The following is a 19,592-nucleotide window of genomic DNA, read 5'->3' on the forward strand; positions in this document are numbered from 1 at the left end:
TTTTAGGCCCCGGCGGGGCCTCCTTTTTCTGTTATGCCTCGGCTGTTTCCAGTGCTCCGGTTTCGGCCACTACGCTTCTGGTTTTGTCGAAATTGATCAATGCTACTACTGCGGCTATACAAGCAATGGCAACCCCAATGTACATGAATGCCTCAGAGTAAGAGATGGAGCTGGATTTGAAAAGAAACCCTGCCATTACCGCGCCCACATTACCTCCCGCACCGACAATCCCGCTCACGGAACCAATCGCTTTGCGGTTAATAAAAGGTACGATGGCGTAAGTAACACCATTGGCCATTTTTAGGAACATAGCGAACAAAAGCATCGTGATTACTGCCACTGTAATGCTGCCGCTTTGTGCGAAAAGTGCGATCCCGATTCCTTCCATGGCCAATAAAAGAGCAAGCAAGCGCCCCTTACCGATCATTCCGTATTTATTTCCAACCTTATCAGCCACGATACCACCCACGGCACGGGCAAAAATATTCATGAAACCAAATGCTCCTGCAAGAATACCGGCAGTGGCCAATGTTGTATTGAAGTTCTCGAAAAAGTAAAGCGCAGCTACGTTATCGAATGTAATTTCAATGCCAAAGCAAGCTCCGTAGGCAAGGAAAAGTGCCCAGGTGCGAGGGTCTTTCATCGCTTCCAGCAATGAGCCTTTGGTTTTTACAGCTTTTGGATTGGCGATCGCCAACTCTTCAAAGTTACCTGCTGGGGTATCTTTTGTAAACCGGTAATAAACAAATGCGAAAACAAAAAGCATTACACCTGGGATCACCATCGCAATTCTCCAAGCCGACTCGGGCAGGTAACCCATGCTCACAAAACCTGCGAAAACCAATGGCATAACCATGTTGGTAACGCCGCCACCCAGGTTACCCCAGCCACCTGCGACTGCATTGGCAGTTCCGACGATTTTTTTGTCGAACATCACAGAAGTATGGTATTGTGTGATCACAAATGACGCGCCGATCACTCCTATGGCCAGTCTGAAAAGCAGAAAGCCTTCATAAGAGTGAACCAGTCCAACGCTCATGACCGGTATGGAGCAGATGGCCATTAATGCAGCGTAGGTTTTTCTTGGCCCCCAGGTGTCGCAAAGTTTCCCGATCAGAATACGGGCGACGACGGTCGCGGCAACAGATGCGATGATAATATTTCCGATCTGGCTTTTGGTCAGGCCAAGATCCGTTTTAATGACGGTCATTAATGGTGCCAGTCCGAACCATCCAAAGAAGCAAAGGAAAAACGCCATCCAGGTAAGGTGGAAGGTGCGCATTTGTACGCCTTTGAAACTGAAAATGTTCAACTTTTCAAGCGGCTTATTAGTCGTTTCCATAGTAATAAGAGTTATGAGATTGATGGTTGTTACAGGAAATGCTTATGTCTTATTTTAAAAATTCAGGTTTGATATTAATCATCAGATATGCCCAGTTAGCCATTTTTTGCGGGTCTTTCACTCCCTTAGCCTGCGCCAGGCTGTTGGTGGAAAGGAATGTGCAGTAGCCGCCCTGGAAACTGATTGTTTTGGTAAGGTTGTAAGTTGCTATAATGTCCAGTTCGTTACCGAAATTGGCGGACAGCTTTTCGTCATTGGCATTACGAATCTGCGCAGAGCTGGAAAACTGGTGGAGATCTGCTTGTACGACCAGCTTTTCCGAAGCCTTGATCACCGTATTAATGTAAAAATCTGTCAGACCACCTTTGCCGAAACCGTTGGCTGCATAGAAGTAATCCATTTGGCCCCAGAACTTGTGTGGTGTTCCGTAAAGTGGATCGAATGTCCTGTTTTTGCCTGATCCTGTGCCTGTTCCAGAGGTGTAGTCAAAGCCCGGACCGACAGAGAATGCCTTGTTCATGGTATACAACCCGCGTACCGAATACATATAGGCGCTCAATGATTTACCGTCCTTGTCTTTCCCTGCCTGATAGTATGCATTGGCAGTCAGGTTCCAGGATTTACCCAGTTTAGTTTGCAGGTAAGGGCCTAATGTTACCCTGTTCCAGGTTCCTTTTTGTACTGTTTTAACGCCGGTTTCAGCAAGTGTATATTTTTGAAAATCGTCTTTCAAAATCAAAAACGAAGCATTTCCCTGTTTTAATTTCTTGCCTAAATAAAGGAATTGCAGGGATTTATACATGGTGCCGATTCCATTGGTCCCCGCTGTGTAGCCGACAGGTACACCGTCATATAAAGTCCCGTTTTTTAGCTCACGGTTTTGGTTATACGCAAATCCTAAATGTGCGGTGAAGCCGTTGTTTCCATATTTTATCAAAGCAGCATCATGGCGTCTCGCTTGTTGCAGCCAGTCCAGGTTACCCAGCACCCGGCTGTCATCATACAGCAACTCCTGCCGACCGATTTTTAGAGCAAATTCTTTTCCCAACTTGGTTTGGTTCGTATCCAGCAGGCTTATTTCACCCCAGGCCTCATGCAGCATCAGGCCGTTAAGTCCCTGATTGGTAATACGGTTGTTAGTAGAAGCATCCTGTCCCCATACCCGCACATCCTGAACGGCTACGAAAAACTGTGTCCGGTAACCCTTGTAACCTGCATTCAATCTGGTTCTCTGAGAAGTGAAAAACGCTGCCTTGTCGCTTTTTGACAAAGGAGAACCTTGTCCGTGTAAAAGTTCTGTCCGGGTTCTCAACTGTCCCGAAACACTGATCTGGGCGTAGGACGCACCCGGGGCCAGCAAGCTGATCGCGGTGATACCCAGCAAAAGGAGGTAAACTGTTGTTTTCATATGATCGTTGATTAATTGGAGTGCTCGGGGAATTTCAGGATACTAAACTCATACTCTGCAAATATTCAAGGGCATAGGAAGGGTGTAGTGCAACCACTTCGCCCAGGATCATGATGGCAGGTGTGCCGATATTGTTTTCTTTTACCAGTCGGGGTATCTCCCAAACCTGCCCCATTACGCTCTTTTCGTCCGGGCGGGTACCATTCTGGATCACTGCCATCGGCAAATGTCCTCTTCCGAAATGTTTGTAAAGCGCGCAGATCTCAGGCAGTTTGCTCATACCCATCAAAACGATCACCGTCGCTTTTGACTGAACTGCAAGACTGATGTCGTCCGAAAGCTCTCCATTTTGTGTAGTACCGGTGATCACCCAGAAACTTTCGCTCACCCCGCGGCGTGTAACCGGAATGTCGAGAGAAGCAGGTACTGCAATGCAGCTGGACACACCGGGGATCACTTCGCAAGCAACGCCATGATCTCTGGCATATTCCATTTCCTCATGGCCACGGCCGAATACGAACGAATCTCCGCCTTTCAATCTCACCACATGTCCGCGCTTACGTGCAAGGCGTACGATCAATCCATTGATCTCTTCCTGAGAGAAGGATGGGTTGCCGGCTTTTTTGCCTACGTACATTTTCAATGCATGCTCCGGAGCAAATTCCAGGATGTCGGCGTTGGCCAGTTCATCGTAGAGAATAACGTCCGCATTTTTAAGTGCCTTGATTCCTTTCAGCGTGATTAAGTCCGCGTCTCCCGGGCCAGCTCCTACCAGTGTCAGTTTCGCCTCCATCTCTTATATATAATTGAGTGAATATTAGAAATGTACTATATATAGTAAATTATAACTATATCATTTGTTGCATCAAAATTAAGAGCAATATTTTATAAAACAATCATTTTGCCAAAATATATGTTTAGTTTTAACCATATACACGAATAAAAAATTAGGAAAATGAATAAATGCGATTTAATTTTGACCATCGAAGATTTAGTTAACAGAGGCTTAATATTTTAATAATACAATAAAATAATAATGTATTCACAAATTAATAGTTATTATTTACTATGAACACTACCTCAAACACCCATGTTGTCGTTGTCGGCAATGGTATGGTCGGCTACAAATTCTGTGAGAAGTTGCTGAACAGAAAAAAAGATGGTCAGCAAATTACACTCACAGTCTTTGGAGAAGAGCCCCGTGTGGCCTATGACAGAGTGCATTTGAGTGAATACTTTGCTGGTAAAACAGCAGACGACCTCACATTGGCAGGAGCAGAGTGGTATGCGGAAAACGGAATACGGCTGTTTTTGTCTGATCCCGTTGTAGACATTGACAGGGAAGAAAAACTAGTCAGGTCACACCATGGACATATAGTACATTATGACTACCTGGTACTAGCAACGGGCTCAGGAGCATTTGTTCCTTCGATCCCGGGTGTTGAAAAAGACGGGGTGTTTGTGTACCGTACCATTGAAGATCTGGAATTCATTCAGTCGTATGCACGCAAGGCAAAAAAGGGTGCGGTGCTAGGTGGCGGGCTACTGGGATTGGAAGCTGCGAAAGCATTGCTGGACCTTGGATTGCAGGAAGCGCACGTAGTCGAATTTGCTCCAAGGTTAATGCCAAGGCAGATAGATGATGCAGGTTCACGCATGTTGCAAGGGCAATTGGAATCATTGGGCCTTCAAATACATCTTTCGAAAAGTACACAGGAAATAAAAGGTGGCGATTGCATTGAAGGAATGCAATTCGCTGATAATTCATTCCTGGACGTGGATATGCTGGTGATATCGGCAGGGATACGCCCGCGGGACGAGCTGGCCAAAATCGCCGGTCTGGAAACGCATCCGAGAGGAGGTATAGTGGTGAACAATCAATTGCAAACTTCGGACCCTTCCATCTTTGCGATCGGAGAGTGTGCATTGGCTCACCATATGATCTACGGACTTATTGCGCCGGGGTATGAAATGGCCGATGTGGTTGCTATGATGTTGACGGGCGGAGAAAAGGAGTTTTTGCCATATGATATGTCGACCAAGCTGAAACTGATCGGTACGGATGTGGCAAGTTTTGGTGATCCATTTATTGAAGAGCCAGCTTGTAAAACAGTACGCTACGAGAATAAGGCAAAAGGTGTTTATAAAAGAATCAATGTAAGTACCGACGGGAAAACCTTGTTGGGAGGGATACTGGTCGGTGATGCGGAGCAGTATAATATGTTGCTGCAAACCTGCAAAAACAAAACGATCCTGCCACCGGATTCAGAAGATTTGATCCTGGGATCAAGAGGTGGGGAAGAGGCTGGTGCCGGGGTAATGAGTTTTCCGGACGATGCTTTGATATGCTCCTGTGAGGCGGTTACCAAAGGAATGATCTGTCATGAAGTGGGAGAAAATGGCCACCAGACCATTGACGCTCTGAAAAAATCCTGCAAAGCCGGTACTGGCTGCGGCGGATGCGTCCCGATGGTGAAGGACATTATCTCTGGTGTAATGAAGCAAAAGGGATTGTACGTGCGGAATGTAGTTTGCGAACACTTTGATCATTCGAGACAAGAGCTGCTTGATCTGGTGAAAATGCAGGGATTGAAAACATATAGTTCTGTTTTGAATGAGTTTGGAAAAGGCGACGGCTGCGAAGTATGCAAGCCGGTGGTCGCGTCGGTACTGGCTAGTTTGTGGAATGAAAATATTTTGCAAAAAGACAGGGCCCCGATCCAGGATTCCAATGACCGATATCTTGCCAACATCCAAAAAGGAGGTACGTATTCGGTTGTTCCGAGGATTCCTGGTGGTGAGATAACGCCTGAAAAACTGATCATTATTGGTCAGGTTGCGCAAAAATATGGCTTGTATACCAAAATCACGGGCGGCCAGCGGATCGACCTGTTCGGTGCGCACCTCGGAGATCTTCCTGATATATGGGAAAAGCTGATTAACGCTGGTTTTGAAAGCGGGCATGCTTATGGAAAATCATTGCGAACTGTAAAAAGCTGCGTTGGATCCACCTGGTGCCGTTTTGGAGTTCAGGATTCAGTCTCTTTTGCGATCGAAGTAGAGGACCGGTACAAAGGATTACGTTCCCCACACAAATTGAAATCAGCGGTCTCTGGCTGTATCCGTGAATGTGCGGAGGCGCAGAGCAAGGATTTCGGGATTATTGCCACTGAAAAAGGCTGGAACCTATACGTCTGTGGCAATGGTGGTTCCAAACCGCAGCACGCACATTTGCTGGCAACGGACGTAGACAAGGAAACTTGTATCAGACTGATCGACCGCTTCCTGATGTTTTATATCAAAACAGCCGACCCGCTTACCCGGACTGCTACCTGGCTGAACAAAATGGAAGGCGGTATCGCGTACCTGAAAGCCGTGGTGGTGGAGGATATCCTGGACATTGCAGAGGAACTGGAAGCGGATATGCAGAAACTGATCGATGTGTATCAATGTGAATGGAAGGAAGTGGTGGAAAGTCCTGAGCTGCGGAAACGGTTTACCCATTTTGTAAATACACCCGTAAAAGATCCAACGATCACTTTCGAGGAAATGCGTGATCAAAAACGTGCAAAAGAGTGGGCATAACACCCAGCGACTCACAAAGACTCACAGTCAAAACCAACAAAAACATGGAAACAATAACTGACACAAAAAACCTGGTAACCTGGCATAGGGCCTGTCATGTCAACGATATTCCGGAAGATGGCGGCGGCTGCGCGCTGATTGACGGAAAACAAATCGCTATATTTAACTTTACCAGAAGAGGTGAATGGTACGCAACTGATAACCAATGTCCGCACCGCCAGCAAATGGCCGTGTCGCGCGGGATGATCGGAAGCCAGGACGGAGAACCAAAAGTGGCTTGTCCTTTTCACAAAAAAACCTTTTCATTGCAAAGCGGCCAATGTCTGAACGACGAGACTTACCAAATCAACACCTTCCCGGTTATGGTGAAAGAAAACCTGGTGTACATCGGATTATGAGCGAATGGAGAGACTAGACAAACGCGTAGCAGGCAGTCTGACACGATTTTATGTAGTAGCACTTTGTGTTGTTGCCATGCTGACTATCAGTGGTTTATTCCTGATCAGGAGAACGATCAGTAACCTTAACCACGACGGTAGGGTCGTGAATGTGGCGGGAAGACAACGCATGCTGAGTCAACGTCTTACCAAGCTGGCGATTCTTAAAATTGAAGGAAGGGAACATAAAGACTCGGTTAGTTTCAGCTCATTGCTGCAATTGTGGAAAGAAAGCAATGAAAACCTGGGTCAGAGAATATTACCGGTTGGTCGTGGTTTTGTGACCTGGAAAAGCCAGGCGCTGGATACGATGTTCCACGACCTGGCACCGGTTTTCAATCGTATTTATCAAAACTTTTTGCTCATCGGAGCGGACTCTGTTTCGCAGGCGGAAAAGCAAAATGCATTGTCTGAGATATTGGCAAACGAACCGTTGTTTCTTGCCAAAATGGACAAGATCGTTTTTCAGTTTGACAAAGAAAGTTTTCAAAGACTTGAAAACCTGGAAAGGATTGAATGGATCCTGGACCTGATGACGATCCTGGTATTGATCGCGGAGGGTTTGCTGATTTTCAGGCCGGTAGTGAATACCACGAGGAGAGTAGTCAGGATGCTCACGGAGTCGGAGGATGCATTGCAATTATCCAATCAAAAACTTAAAGAAGCGAACCAGCAACTGATGGAAGCGCAGAATGAGCTGCTCAGGGTGGAGGGGGAAAAGTATGAATTGCAGTTGGCCGAAGATCGCGTCAGGGCCGCAGCATTGATCGAAGGACAAGAGGAGGAACGGAAACGCTTTGCATTGGAACTCCACGACGGAATTGGCCAGATGCTGACCGGCCTCAAACTGCACGCCGAAAAGCTAAAATCGGTGCAATTTCATGATGAAAAACAACAAAGAAGATTTGAGCAACTGGTGAAGCTGATCCAGGATACCATCCAGACAACCAGACAGGTATCATTCAATCTGATGCCATCTGTGCTGAGTGATTTTGGCCTGGCGTCAGCGCTGCGGTTACTTTGTGAACAAACGGCAGAGTCGTCCGGCATCAACATTGAATTTGACGGAGATACCAGCGAGCGGATCGTGATGGGTCAACCCATGGAGATCGGCTTGTACCGCATTGCCCAGGAAGCATTGAATAATGCGGTTAAGCATTCAAATGCGGATAGGATCAAGATTAAATTGCAACGAAATAAGAATCGTATAGTTTTGGAAATTACCGATGACGGAAAAGGATTTTTAATTAGTAATTTGAAATCAGAAGAAGGATTTTCTTTGAACCGTAATGGAATGGAAAACATTCGTACAAGGTCTCAGCTGCTGAACGGGAAAATGGAAATAGTCTCGAAAGTCGACAGCGGAACAAAGCTGAGTATCACGGTTGATTTGTAATTTTCCCCGAAAACATCAAAATGCCTATTAGAATCCTAGTTGTCGATGATCACTCCGTTGTAAGGCAGGGAATTATTGCGCTGCTGGAAGACGAGGAGGACGTGCTGATTGTCGGAGAGGCATCGGACGGGGACGAGGTGTGGGATTCTGTGGAGCAGGTAAAGCCCGATGTTATTCTGCTTGATCTGACCATGCCGCGTGTATCTGGTCTTGAAGTGATCAAGCAACTGGTACCGGCATTTCCGGCAGTTAAAATATTGGTATTCAGCATGCATAGTAATCCGGATTATATGCTTTCGTCGGCATTGAGCGGAGCAGCGGGATATCTGCAAAAAGACACCAGCAGGGACGAAATGCTGAAAGCGATCCGGAGCATTGCCAAGGGAGAATTATATTATCCACCCTACGCATCGTCGGTGATCATCCGTAACCTCATCAAACAAGTTGCCAGAACTGCGGTTGAAACGATCACAGCACCCGAAGAAACAGCGGGCAACAGTGTCTGGAAAATGATCACACCCCGAGAGCAACAAATTCTCAGATGCCTCACCGAGGGCATGAGCAGCAAAGACATTGCAGAGAAATTTGACATCAGCTCCAATACCGTCGCGAACCAGCGTGCGAGTATTATGAAAAAAGCAAACGTGAAAAATACCGCGGAATTGATCAGCCTGGCATTGAAAGCCAGAACTCAATAGGCAAATGGCCTGATTTTTTAATGTCTGTCAAAGGTTTATTTGATTTCTGAAAATGGAAATCCTGATTTAAATCAATGGATCATGACAGGCATAAAATTGAAAATCATAGGGTGCTGTTTGGCGCTGAGCGTAAGCTTATCAGGCCGAAGCCAAAGCAATGCGGCTGTTTCTCCAACCAAACAAGCGCAGAAGAAAATTGTTTTCATCGCTGGTCCCGATAGTCACGGAAAAGGCGAACACGAACACAATGGCGGCAGTACCTTGCTTGCCAAGGCGCTGAATGACAATGTTCCCGGGGTCAATGCAATAGTCGTTCACAACGAGTGGCCGAAAGACAGTACGGTACTCGGCGATGCGGATGCGATCGTGCTATACATGGACGGCGGCGGTGATCACATGGCGCTCAAACACACAGCAGAGCTGGATAAGCTGATGAGGAAAGGCATCGGGCTGGTTAATCTTCATTTTGCACTCGAAGTACCCCAGGGAGAAAGTGGCGGCCGTTTTCTGAATTGGATAGGAGGTTATTTTGAAATCAACTGGTCGGTAAACCCTGTTTGGGAAGCGAATTTTGCCAGCTTTCCCGATCATCCTGTTGCCAATGGCGTAAAACCGTTTGGTGTTACCGACGAATGGTACTATCACATGCGATTCGTAGACCAAATGAAAAACGTGACTCCCATACTGCAAGCATTGCCGCCCGAAGCTACACTAAACCGGCCCGAGGGGACACATTCAAACAATCCGGCTGTTAAAGATGAAGTTGTAAATAAGAAAAAGATGCAGGTGCTGGCCTGGACTTATGACCGCCCCGGTGGAGGAAGAGGCTTCGGCTTTACTGGCGGGCATATTCATAACAATTGGCAAAATGATAGTTTCAGGAGGTTAGTGTTGAATGCGATTGCCTGGACCGCCAAAGTAGAAATTCCGCAACAAGGCATCCCGTCAATTACACCCACCCAGAGTGAATTGAATGCATTGACAAAACGGGTTAACTAAGTTGAAATCTGAATTTGACAAGTTGACAACTTTGACTATATTTGGTTGTAATAAAGAGAGATGTCATGAAAACAATGAGCGTAGGGGAGTTCAAGGCCCATTTCTCGCAGGTACTGAAAGAAGTAGAGAAAGGCGAGAAAATAGGGATCACTTTTGGGAGGAAAAAGGAAGTAAAGGCATTCCTGGTACCGAAGGAGGAAAACAAAGAGCCCAGGAAGCTGGGGATTTTGGAGGGCAAAGGAAAAGTTACTTTTAAAGAAGACTTTAACATGACAGAAGAAGAGTTTCTAGGCCTATGAAATATTTATTAGATACACACGCTTTAATTTGGGCACTGACAGAAACAGGTAAATTATCAAAAACAGTTAAGAATATATTAGTCAAAAGCGATGATCAGGTCATTGTGAGCACTATTAGTTTTTGGGAAATATCTTTGAAGTATTCATTGGGTAAACTAGATCTTGGTGGCCTTTTACCGGATCAGTTTCCCGACGCTTGTCTTGATACAGGTTTTGAAATTCTGAATTTGGAAATGGATACGAGCAGTACCTATCACCAGCTTAAAGCCCACCACAAAGACCCGTTCGACCGTATGCTGATCTGGCAAGCGATTTCGAATCGCTACACCCTGATCAGTGATGACGATAACATCAAAAATTATACTTCAGAAGGATTGAAAGTAGTCTGGTAAGCAAGACATAGTTGCCTTAATCATCCTTATTTCAGTTAAAATCAGGAAACTTCTTGCTATTTCATTTTCTTTAACTTTACTTTGTCTATCAAATTAGTAGGATTCTTTCTTGTTAACCACCAACACGAGAGATAATCATATAATCCATTTCAATAATGAAATCGATGAATCAATATTCTTCGCAATGTAAAATTGTGCCTATGGTGGTGTCATGTTTATATTTCTGGCTTCCTTCGGATTCCTGTTGTTGCTGCTAATCTTCTTATTCTGAATACGATAAGTTTTCAGGCCTGATATTCAATCCTTTTACTCAATTATTAAATCTGCGTGGTGGCAATGCCATGCACGGACACATCGATCACTACTACTTTATAATCATGAAAAAATTTAAATCATTACTGGTTGCGTCAGTTCTGTCTCTGGTTGTTGTTCCTGTTTTTGCGCAGGAAACGGCTGATAATAAGGTAGTTATCACAGGTGTAAGGTTTGCATATCCATTGGTTGAAAAATGGATCAAAGACTACACCACTGCGAATCCAAAATCTCAGATTGTTATTGAAACAAGAACCATCACCGATCCGCAGAAATATGACTTGTTGATCGAGGCTTATGATCAGGACAAAGAGGTGAAGGAAACCCGTGAGTATCTGTCGGTTGGGCGGTATGCCTTGTTGCCGGTTGCCAATGCTAAGTCTGCATTTGCCAAAGAATATGTTGAAAAAGGCTTGAATGAGAAGACCTACAAATCTGTGTTCTTTCATGACATTTATGCCGAAAAAGATAAATCCATTACCACTCCTTTTACTATTTATACCCGTCTTCAGAAAGCTGGTGCTCCTTTGACTTTCGCCAAATATTTTGGCTATGAACAACAGAATATCAAAGGAAAGGCCATCGCAGGTGCGGACGAGCATTTGATCAAAGCGCTTTTGAAAGACGAGACAGGGATCAGTTACACGACCCCTGGTTTGGCGTATGACTTGCAATCGAGGAAACCGATTGATGGAATTACGGTCATTCCGGTAGATCTGGACGGAAATGGACGCGTTTCGAAAGAAGAGAAAGCATTGGAAAACTTGGATCAGGTCATTACCAGTCTTGAAAATAACAAGGTGAAAAATGTGCCGATTGAGTATATTCACTTTTCAATTGATAAGCATAATTCCAATCCTGAGGCGAAGAAATTTTTGCTTTGGGTAGCGGCCAACGCCGATAAAGATTTGCACCAGTTTGGCTACCTGAAAGCAGAACCCAAACGTTTGGCAGATGAAAAAGAAAAGCTGGAAAGATTCGAAGCAGTAAAATAGAGACCATTGTTTTTGAAGCCCTCATTTATGAAAAGAATTTTGCTGAGTACCGTTCTTCTGGCCGCGAGTTTGACTGTATTTGCACAGAAAAAAAGTGACAAGCCCAATATCGTCGTCATTCTGGCTGATGACCTGGGTTATGGCGATATCGGTACATTCGGCGCGACTGACATTCGCACGCCTAATATTGACAATCTGGCCACCAAAGGCTTGAAATTGACTTCTTTTTATTCCAGCTCACCTGTCTGCAGCCCTACACGCGCCGCTCTCATCACGGGTCGGTATCCGCGCAGACTGGGTATTGATCACGTGTTCTTTCCGGAAAGTTTTACCGGGATTCCTGCCGAAGAAGTGACGATCGCGGAAGCATTGAAAGGGAATGGATATCAAACTGCTATTTTCGGTAAGTGGCATTTGGGTCACCACCGTCAGTTTTTACCACTTCAAAATGGTTTTGACGAATACTACGGAATTCCGTACAGCAATGATATGCAGGGAGTTGTGTACCTGAGAGGCAATGATGTGGACAGTATCAAGGTCAATCAAAAGTATATTACCAAAACCTACACGAACGAGGCGGTGAAGTTTATCGACAAGAATAAAGACAAACCGTTCTTCCTGTATGTGACTCACAATATGCCTCACGTTCCCCTGTACGCTTCGCCTGAATTTGAAGGAAAATCCAAAAGAGGCTTGTACGGGGATGTAATCGAAGAGATTGATTGGAGCGTAGGCGAAGTGGTGAGAGCATTGAAAAAGAATGGTTTGGAAGAAAATACATTGGTTGTTTTTACCAGTGACAATGGCCCGTGGCTCATTTTCGACATTGAGGGAGGTTCCGCCGGACCATTGCGTCAGGGAAAAGGGACTACTTTTGAAGGCGGACAACGCGTGCCGACCGTGGCATACTGGCCGGGAAAAATCAAACCGGGGACAGTTTACGAAGATCTGGCTTCTCAGCTGGATTTGTATCCGACCATCATTGGTTTGACGGGCAGTCAGAAAACGCAGACTAAAAAGCCATTGGACGGTGAAGATATAAGCCCGGTCTTGTTCGGTACCGGCAAAAGGAAAGGTCAGGAGTTTGCCTATTATTCTAATGGCATCATCGAAGCATTTCGCAAAGGCGATTGGAAAATCCGTCTGCCGCAACCTGATACCAAAATCAATGGAATTATCATTGTTCCTGCAACTGATACATTGCTTTTTAATCTCAAAACAGATATTGGAGAGAAAAATAGTCTTCTCAAATCTAATCCTGAAAAAGCAAAGGAGCTATTAACTGCCCTCACTACTTACCAAGCCAAGATCGGAGACACACCTGAGGCCCTGGTTCAGAGAATGCCATCTGATGACAGCCATATCAAAAAACGGGCTGAACGTGCAACAGCAAAAAAGAATGGCAAATAGCCGGATCCCGTAACAATAAAGAAAAGCAATATTTGTTTTACTGAATCTTATAAATTTACTTTGCCTATAAAATACATAGATTAAGTATATTTTGATTAAACCTGTCGACTGGAAATAGCCACCATTTCCTGACGGTACATTTACAAATGCCCGCTTACTTCCATTAGCGGGGACAGGAGTTCGCGTACATGGTTGTACGTATATATGCATGCGGTAGCGTTTGTGCGCTGTGCGTGGATTGTCGACGATCGTAGTGAATAAATAAAATCCATTTTACCCGTATCTTTTATTTAATTACTTAACCTTGATAATGAAGAAGTACATTTACTTTTTCCTGTGCACCACAGGAATTTTAAGCTATGCCCATGCCCAGGAAGTAGTCACTGGTATTGTAAAGGATGGGTCAGGTCAGACGATCCCTGGTGCCACGGTCGTTTTAAAAGGAACTGCCAAATACGCTAGCAGCGACCTTGATGGCAAGTTTAACCTTGCCGCCCCCAAGGATTTCCCATTCACATTACAGGTTAACATCACCGGCTACGAGCAGCAGGAAATTGACATTTATGAACTGTCTGACGAGCCGTCGGAGATCGTTTTGAAAACCGCCAATGTACTGGACGAAGTCGTCGTCATTGGTTACGGAACTCAGAAAAAGGGGGACATTACCGGTTCCGTTTCGTCTGTACCGCAACTTGCTCTCAAACAGCCCATCAGCTCATTCGATCGCGCATTGCAGGGTGCAGCTGCCGGTGTGCAGGTGACCCAGGTTTCGGGCCAGCCCGGCGCGGCGGTCAGCATTCGGATCCGGGGTGGTAACTCCATCACGGGCGGTAACGAACCTTTGTATGTGATCGACGGATTTCCGGTCTACAACAGCAATGGCGATGCCAGTGCGGGTGTAACTGCCGGGCCAAGTATCAATGCATTGGCAAGTCTCAATCCAAGCGATATTGAGTCCATTGAAGTACTAAAAGACGCCTCAGCAACAGCTATTTACGGTTCCCGCGGTGCGAATGGTGTGGTACTGATCACCACCAAAAAAGGAAAAGCAGGGCAGAATACATTGACATATGATGCATACTACGGTTCTCAGCAAATACTAAAAAAAGTAGACGTCATAACCAGTGCGAAAGATTGGGCTTTGCTCAAAAATGAGGCACGCGTCAATTCGGGGAAAGCACCTTATTATACACAAGATCAGATCAATAACCTCGGTGAGGGGACTGACTGGCAAGACGAAGCATTCCGCAGCGCGTCCATTCAAAACCATCAGATTTCATTGACGGGCGGTGATGACCGGACACGTTATGCGATCTCGGGAAATTACTTTAAACAAAACGGTATCCTGCTCAATACCGATTTCGAAAGGTACTCGGGAAGGGTTAATCTCGAACGTGATTTTTCTTCCAAATTCAAAGTCGGCGTGAACCTCACTGCCAGCAAAATCACCGCTCAGGTAGCGAATGCAGGGATCGTGAATGGATTACTGTCAATGCCACCCGCCGTGAATGTGCGTGATGCCAATGGAAAATATACCTATCAAAGTGAATTCGAGACGCCATTGGGTAACCCAATCGCTACTTTGGAAAAAGAAGTGAACAGAACAAAGACGTATCGTTTGCTCGGAAATGTTTACGGCGAATACACATTCTTTGAAGGCCTTGTTGCCAAAGTTTCATTTGGTACCGACATCATTAATAATAAGCAAAACCGCTACATACCTTCCGATATTTACCAAGGAGCGAATTCCAATCCAACCGGCAAAGCTTATGTAGGGACAAAATTTGCATCTACCTGGCTGAATGAGAATACATTGAGCTATTCCAAAACATTCAGTAACAAGCATTCATTCAACGTGGTAGTCGGCTACACGCAGCAGGCATTTGAAGCGGAAAATGCAACCGCCGGTTCTCAGGCATTTATCACGGATCAACTAGAATATAATGACCTGGGCAGCGGATCGGTTTACACGCAGCCAGAGTCAGGTTACTCGGCCTGGGCGCTGAATTCTTTCCTGGGTAGGGTCAATTATTCGATCGACCAGAAATACATTTTTACGGTTAGCGGTCGTGCCGACGGGTCCTCGCGATTTGGTAAGGACAAAAAGTGGGGCTATTTTCCCTCCGCCGCTTTTGCATGGAATATTTCCCGCGAAGATTTTCTCTCTTCCTACAAAACCATCAGCAACCTGAAACTGCGTCTGAGTGCAGGTGTGACGGGTAATCAGGAAATCGGCCAGTACCTTTCGCTGGCGACTTTGGGTTCCAGTACATACTTTTTCGGCGGACAGACTTACATTGGTTTTGCTCCAAACCGTATCGCAAACCCGGATCTGGGCTGGGAAACTACTGCACAATACGATGGAGGTATCGATCTTTCACTTTACAAAAACCGCATCAATTTTGTATTTGACGCCTATTACAAAAAGACCACAAACCTGCTGCTGAATGTTCCGATTCCGTACACTACCGGCCAATCGACTGCATTACAGAACTACGGATCAGTTGAAAACAAAGGAATCGAGCTGGGTATCAATACCGAAAATTTCACTGGGCCATTTTCATGGAACACCAATTTTGTGTTTTCGTTGAACCGGAATAAAGTTCTGACGCTCGGCGATGGTGCAGATTACATTATTTCGGGTGCGAACATCGCGCAGGTAGGCCAGCCGCTCGGATCTTTTTATGGGTACCAAACCAATGGGTTGTTCCAGACGGGTGATGATATAGCCAATCTTCCTACCATCAATCCTGCGACAACAAAACCCGGTGACAGACGATATGTCGACGTGAATGGTGACGGCAAAATCACGCAAGCCGACGACCGCACATGGATCGGGAATGCCCAACCCAAGTTCCAGGGTGGGATTACCAATACTTTGTCATATCTGAATTTCGATCTGAGTGTTTTCTTGCAGGGCACTTATGGTAATAAGCTTTTTAACCAGAATAGACAGCAGCTGGAACTGCTGACAGGCCAGCAAAATGCTTCTACGGCAGCTTATGACCGCTGGACGCCTACCAATCCCACCAATGATGTACAACGCGCATTCGAGGATCCCGCGCCTGTTAACACCAGCAGATATGTAGAAAACGCATCGTTTCTTAGGTTGAAAAATGTCACATTAGGCTATAATTTTCCTAAAAGCATTGCTTCCAAAATTCATTCAAGCCAGATCAAAGTATATGTATCCGCTGCCAACCTGGCGACATGGACGAAGTACACAGGTTTTGATCCCGAGGTGAGCCGCAATGAGCAAAGCACGCTCGGGCAAGGCATTGATTACAGTATTTATCCTTCTTCCAAAAGCTTTTTGGCAGGGTTAAGTATTTCATTTTAAAATAGATACCTGCTCAAAATGAATTTCAAATACAGAACAATGAAAAAGATACTATATATATTTCTGGGCATTTTTACATTCACGTCCTGCACGGACCTGAACGAAAACCCTTCCTCACTCATTACGACCGAGCAATTTTACAAAACCGAAAGCGACGCCCTTTCGGCAGTGACCAGCGTTTACAATGCGGCCCTCAACAATGGCGGTCTGACGATGTACAACCGCTTGTTCCACCTCGCATTCGAGATCATGTCCGACGACGCGATCGCCGGTTTGCGCGTTACCAATGCAGATGTACGGAGTATTTCGGTTTTGTCGCATTCCACCACCAATGACCGTGTCGATGAGCTTTGGAGAGAAAGTTACGTGGCGATCAGCCGCGCCAATATCGCCATTGAACGCATTCCGCAGATCGAAATGGATGCTGCATTGCGTACCAGGCTGGTGAATGAGGCCAAGTTTTTGCGCGGTTTGTTGTACTTCAACCTGGTAAGACTTTGGGGCGATGTACCATTGATTTTGCAGGAAACGAGTTCACTAGGCAAAGATGCGATCCAGGTTTCCCGCACACAGAAGGAAGAGGTGTATCAGCAGATTATCAAAGATTTGACGGACGCGGAAGCATTACCGAATTCATTTGCAGGATCAGATGCCGGCAGGGCTACTGCGGGTGCGGCCAAATCCATTCTGGCCAAAGTATACCTCACCCGTCAAGAGTGGGAAAAAGCCGCTGCGAAAAGTCTGGAAGTGATTAATGGGCCTTATGGCTATGATTTGTTCGAAAATTTTGCGGACGTTTTCAATGTCGCGACGAAGAATGGCAAAGAACATATTTTCTCTGTTCAATGTAAATCCAATGTCAATGGACAGGGAAACCGGCTTGCATCGTCGGCCACGCCGGTAGGGATACCCGGTGTGGCTGCGGCAGGTACCGACGAGCCTCATGGGAGCGTGTACGCATTGTACGCAGCCGAGGACAAGCGCCGCGACGTCACATTTTTTACCTCGCTGGTAAGTCCGACGACGGGCAAGGAGGTAACATTCTCGCCAAGATTTTTCAAATATTTTGACATGGCGCAAATTGGTAACCCGACGGAATCGGCCCAAAATATCCCTGTGATCCGTTTTGCGGAAATCCTGTTGATCTACGCAGAAGCTTTGAATGAAACCGGAGGGCCTACTGCCGCGGCCTACGCTTCTATCAACAAAGTCAGAAAACGGGCTGGTCTAGCGAATCTTGCAGGATTGACGAAAGACACATTCCGCGAAGCCATTTACCTGGAACGCCGGTTAGAGTTAATGTTCGAATTCCAACGCTGGTTTGACCTGATCAGGACTAAAAGAATGATTACGGATCTGCATAAAATAGGCAAAACCAACGCCGCCGAAAAGCATTATTTGCATCCGATACCGCAGCGGGAGATGGATTTGAATCCGAAACTGGTGCAGAATCCTGGGTGGGAGTAAAACTCTTGGTACAAACTTACAATGATCATTAACTAAAAATTTGCTTTTAAAATGCAATGAGAAAGATAACCTATATCCTAAGTCTGCTTCTTATCGCGAGTTCGCTGTCTGGTTTTTCGCAATCAACAGAAAAGCAACCCAACATCCTCTTCATCCTGGTCGACGACTGGGGGTGGACGGATTTGAGTTCGGCGGGGAGTAAGTATTATGAGACGCCCAATATTGACAAGTTGGCGACGCAGGGTTTGAAGTTTACCCAGGCGTACTCGGTTGGTCCAAACTGTGCGCCAAGCCGCGCGTCGCTGATGACAGGTAAGTACACGCCCCGTCATGGAATTTACACAGTGGGCAACTCCGATCGTGGTGAGTCGGTAGACCGCAAATTGATACCCATTGAAAACAATACAGTTCTCAATCCATCTTTTACAACTATTGCCGAAGAGCTAAAAAACGCGGGTTACCATACCGGTCTGATCGGAAAATGGCAGCTTGGAGGAAAAGGTAAGGGCGCGGATGCGCATGCCCAGGGTTTTGAGCACGTGATCGGTGGTACCGGCGGTACGAGCTCATATTTTTATCCTTATAATAAAGAGGGGAAACAATCGCCACACGAAGGCATTACTGCTGGCCCGGACGGCGAATACCTGACGGACCGCCTGACCGATGAAGCATTGAAATTTATTAGTGACAGCAAGGAAAAGCCATTTTTCCTATACTTATCCTACTTTGCTGTTCACACGCCGATCGAAGCGAAGGCGGATATTATCAAGAAATACAAAGCAAAAAAGGGCGATCAGTACCACAACAATCCGGTGTACGCGGCGATGATCGAAAGCGCTGACCAGGGCATAGGGCGGGTTTTGCAGCAACTGGAATCATTGAAACTGGCTGAAAATACGTTGGTAGTTTTCTTTTCTGACAATGGAGGTATGGGCGCCAACACTACCCAGCATCCGCTTCGCGGCTCGAAAGGAATGCTCTATGAAGGCGGCGTGCGCGTTCCGCTCATCGTAAAATGGCCGGGCAAAACCAAAGCCGGATCGACGACGGATACGCCTGTGATCGGTATTGACTTTTATCCGACATTACTCGAAGTAGCAAACATTCAAAAGCCATTGAATTCAGAATCTGACGGGCAGAGTTTTGCGCCACTTTTGCTGCAAAAGACAACTCCAACGCGGGATATTTTCTGGCATTTCCCTGCCTATCTCGAAGGTTATAAGGGAGATAAGCGAAACAAAGACGTATTCCGCACGAGGCCGACTAGTACTGTGCGTTCAGGAGATTTTAAGTTGCATGAATTCTACGAAGATGGTCGGATCGAATTGTATAACATCAAAGAAGATATTGGTGAAACGACAGATATTTCAGAGAAAAACCCCGCTAAGACTAAGGAATTAAAAGAAAAACTGGCTGCCTGGAGAGCTAAAACCAATGCGCCGATCCCAACAAAACTGAACCCTGAGTTTGCTCAGCCAGCTACCACGAAATCAGTCATTCTCAAAAATTAAT

The 19,592-nt window shown here is 45.9% G+C and carries 15 protein-coding genes; 12 read left to right on the forward strand and 3 right to left on the reverse strand.

The genetic code is table 11. From position 1 onward, the window contains the following. Nucleotides 1-31 precede the first annotated feature (31 nt). From ABIO93_RS21100 to cobA, 3 genes are read right to left on the reverse strand one after another with little or no spacing between them, the layout of a single operon-like run. On the reverse strand, nucleotides 32-1,342 hold the full coding sequence (locus ABIO93_RS21100; protein WP_348071307.1) for a NarK family nitrate/nitrite MFS transporter: 1,311 nt from the start codon (nucleotides 1,340-1,342) through the stop codon (nucleotides 32-34). Nucleotides 1,343-1,391: 49 nt separating this feature from the next. Continuing rightward, complete coding sequence (locus tag ABIO93_RS21105; RefSeq protein WP_348071309.1) at nucleotides 1,392-2,750, reverse strand: alginate export family protein; 1,359 nt, start codon at nucleotides 2,748-2,750, stop codon at nucleotides 1,392-1,394. A gap of 34 nt (nucleotides 2,751-2,784) precedes the next feature. Then, nucleotides 2,785-3,543, reverse strand: coding sequence for a uroporphyrinogen-III C-methyltransferase (gene cobA / locus ABIO93_RS21110; protein WP_348071311.1), 759 nt, complete (start codon nucleotides 3,541-3,543; stop codon nucleotides 2,785-2,787). Between the two features lie 275 nt (nucleotides 3,544-3,818). Here cobA and nirB point away from each other — a divergent pair, with 275 nt between their 5' ends. The 12 genes from nirB to ABIO93_RS21170 all read left to right on the forward strand — a co-directional run bounded on the left by nirB (nucleotide 3,819) and on the right by ABIO93_RS21170 (nucleotide 19,591). After that, nucleotides 3,819-6,335 (forward strand): nitrite reductase large subunit NirB, encoded by a 2,517-nt coding sequence (gene nirB / locus ABIO93_RS21115; protein WP_348071315.1) that lies wholly within the window; start codon nucleotides 3,819-3,821, stop codon nucleotides 6,333-6,335. A gap of 44 nt (nucleotides 6,336-6,379) precedes the next feature. Then, nucleotides 6,380-6,733 (forward strand): nitrite reductase small subunit NirD, encoded by a 354-nt coding sequence (nirD, locus tag ABIO93_RS21120; protein ID WP_348071317.1) that lies wholly within the window; start codon nucleotides 6,380-6,382, stop codon nucleotides 6,731-6,733. Nucleotides 6,734-6,737: 4 nt separating this feature from the next. Then, nucleotides 6,738-8,168: an ATP-binding protein gene (locus tag ABIO93_RS21125; protein WP_348071319.1), complete on the forward strand. Its 1,431-nt coding sequence runs from the start codon at nucleotides 6,738-6,740 to the stop codon at nucleotides 8,166-8,168. A 20-nt stretch (nucleotides 8,169-8,188) separates the two neighbouring features. Next, the gene (locus tag ABIO93_RS21130; protein ID WP_348071321.1) at nucleotides 8,189-8,866 is read left to right on the forward strand and encodes a response regulator transcription factor; all 678 of its coding nucleotides are present in this window, start codon (nucleotides 8,189-8,191) and stop codon (nucleotides 8,864-8,866) included. 81 nt (nucleotides 8,867-8,947) lie between these two features. After that, on the forward strand, nucleotides 8,948-9,865 hold the full coding sequence (locus tag ABIO93_RS21135) for a ThuA domain-containing protein (protein WP_348071323.1): 918 nt from the start codon (nucleotides 8,948-8,950) through the stop codon (nucleotides 9,863-9,865). Nucleotides 9,866-9,930: 65 nt separating this feature from the next. Beyond that, the gene (locus ABIO93_RS21140) at nucleotides 9,931-10,164 is read left to right on the forward strand and encodes a prevent-host-death protein (protein WP_348071325.1); all 234 of its coding nucleotides are present in this window, start codon (nucleotides 9,931-9,933) and stop codon (nucleotides 10,162-10,164) included. Continuing rightward, nucleotides 10,161-10,556: a type II toxin-antitoxin system VapC family toxin gene (locus tag ABIO93_RS21145; protein WP_348071327.1), complete on the forward strand. Its 396-nt coding sequence runs from the start codon at nucleotides 10,161-10,163 to the stop codon at nucleotides 10,554-10,556. Before ABIO93_RS21140 ends, ABIO93_RS21145 begins: the two co-directional genes overlap by 4 nt. A 377-nt stretch (nucleotides 10,557-10,933) precedes the next feature. Further along, complete coding sequence (locus ABIO93_RS21150) at nucleotides 10,934-11,863, forward strand: hypothetical protein (protein WP_348071329.1); 930 nt, start codon at nucleotides 10,934-10,936, stop codon at nucleotides 11,861-11,863. A 27-nt stretch (nucleotides 11,864-11,890) separates the two neighbouring features. Next, complete coding sequence (locus tag ABIO93_RS21155) at nucleotides 11,891-13,273, forward strand: sulfatase (RefSeq protein ID WP_348071331.1); 1,383 nt, start codon at nucleotides 11,891-11,893, stop codon at nucleotides 13,271-13,273. Between the two features lie 310 nt (nucleotides 13,274-13,583). Further along, nucleotides 13,584-16,613, forward strand: coding sequence for a TonB-dependent receptor (locus ABIO93_RS21160; RefSeq protein ID WP_348071333.1), 3,030 nt, complete (start codon nucleotides 13,584-13,586; stop codon nucleotides 16,611-16,613). Between the two features lie 39 nt (nucleotides 16,614-16,652). Next, a complete protein-coding gene (locus ABIO93_RS21165; protein WP_348071335.1) occupies nucleotides 16,653-18,080 on the forward strand; it encodes a RagB/SusD family nutrient uptake outer membrane protein in 1,428 nt (475 codons plus the stop codon). A gap of 56 nt (nucleotides 18,081-18,136) precedes the next feature. Next, on the forward strand, nucleotides 18,137-19,591 hold the full coding sequence (locus ABIO93_RS21170) for a sulfatase (RefSeq protein ID WP_348071337.1): 1,455 nt from the start codon (nucleotides 18,137-18,139) through the stop codon (nucleotides 19,589-19,591). Nucleotide 19,592 lies beyond the last annotated feature (1 nt).

This window comes from Dyadobacter sp., from assembly GCF_039919315.1.
Taxonomy (GTDB): domain Bacteria; phylum Bacteroidota; class Bacteroidia; order Cytophagales; family Spirosomataceae; genus Dyadobacter.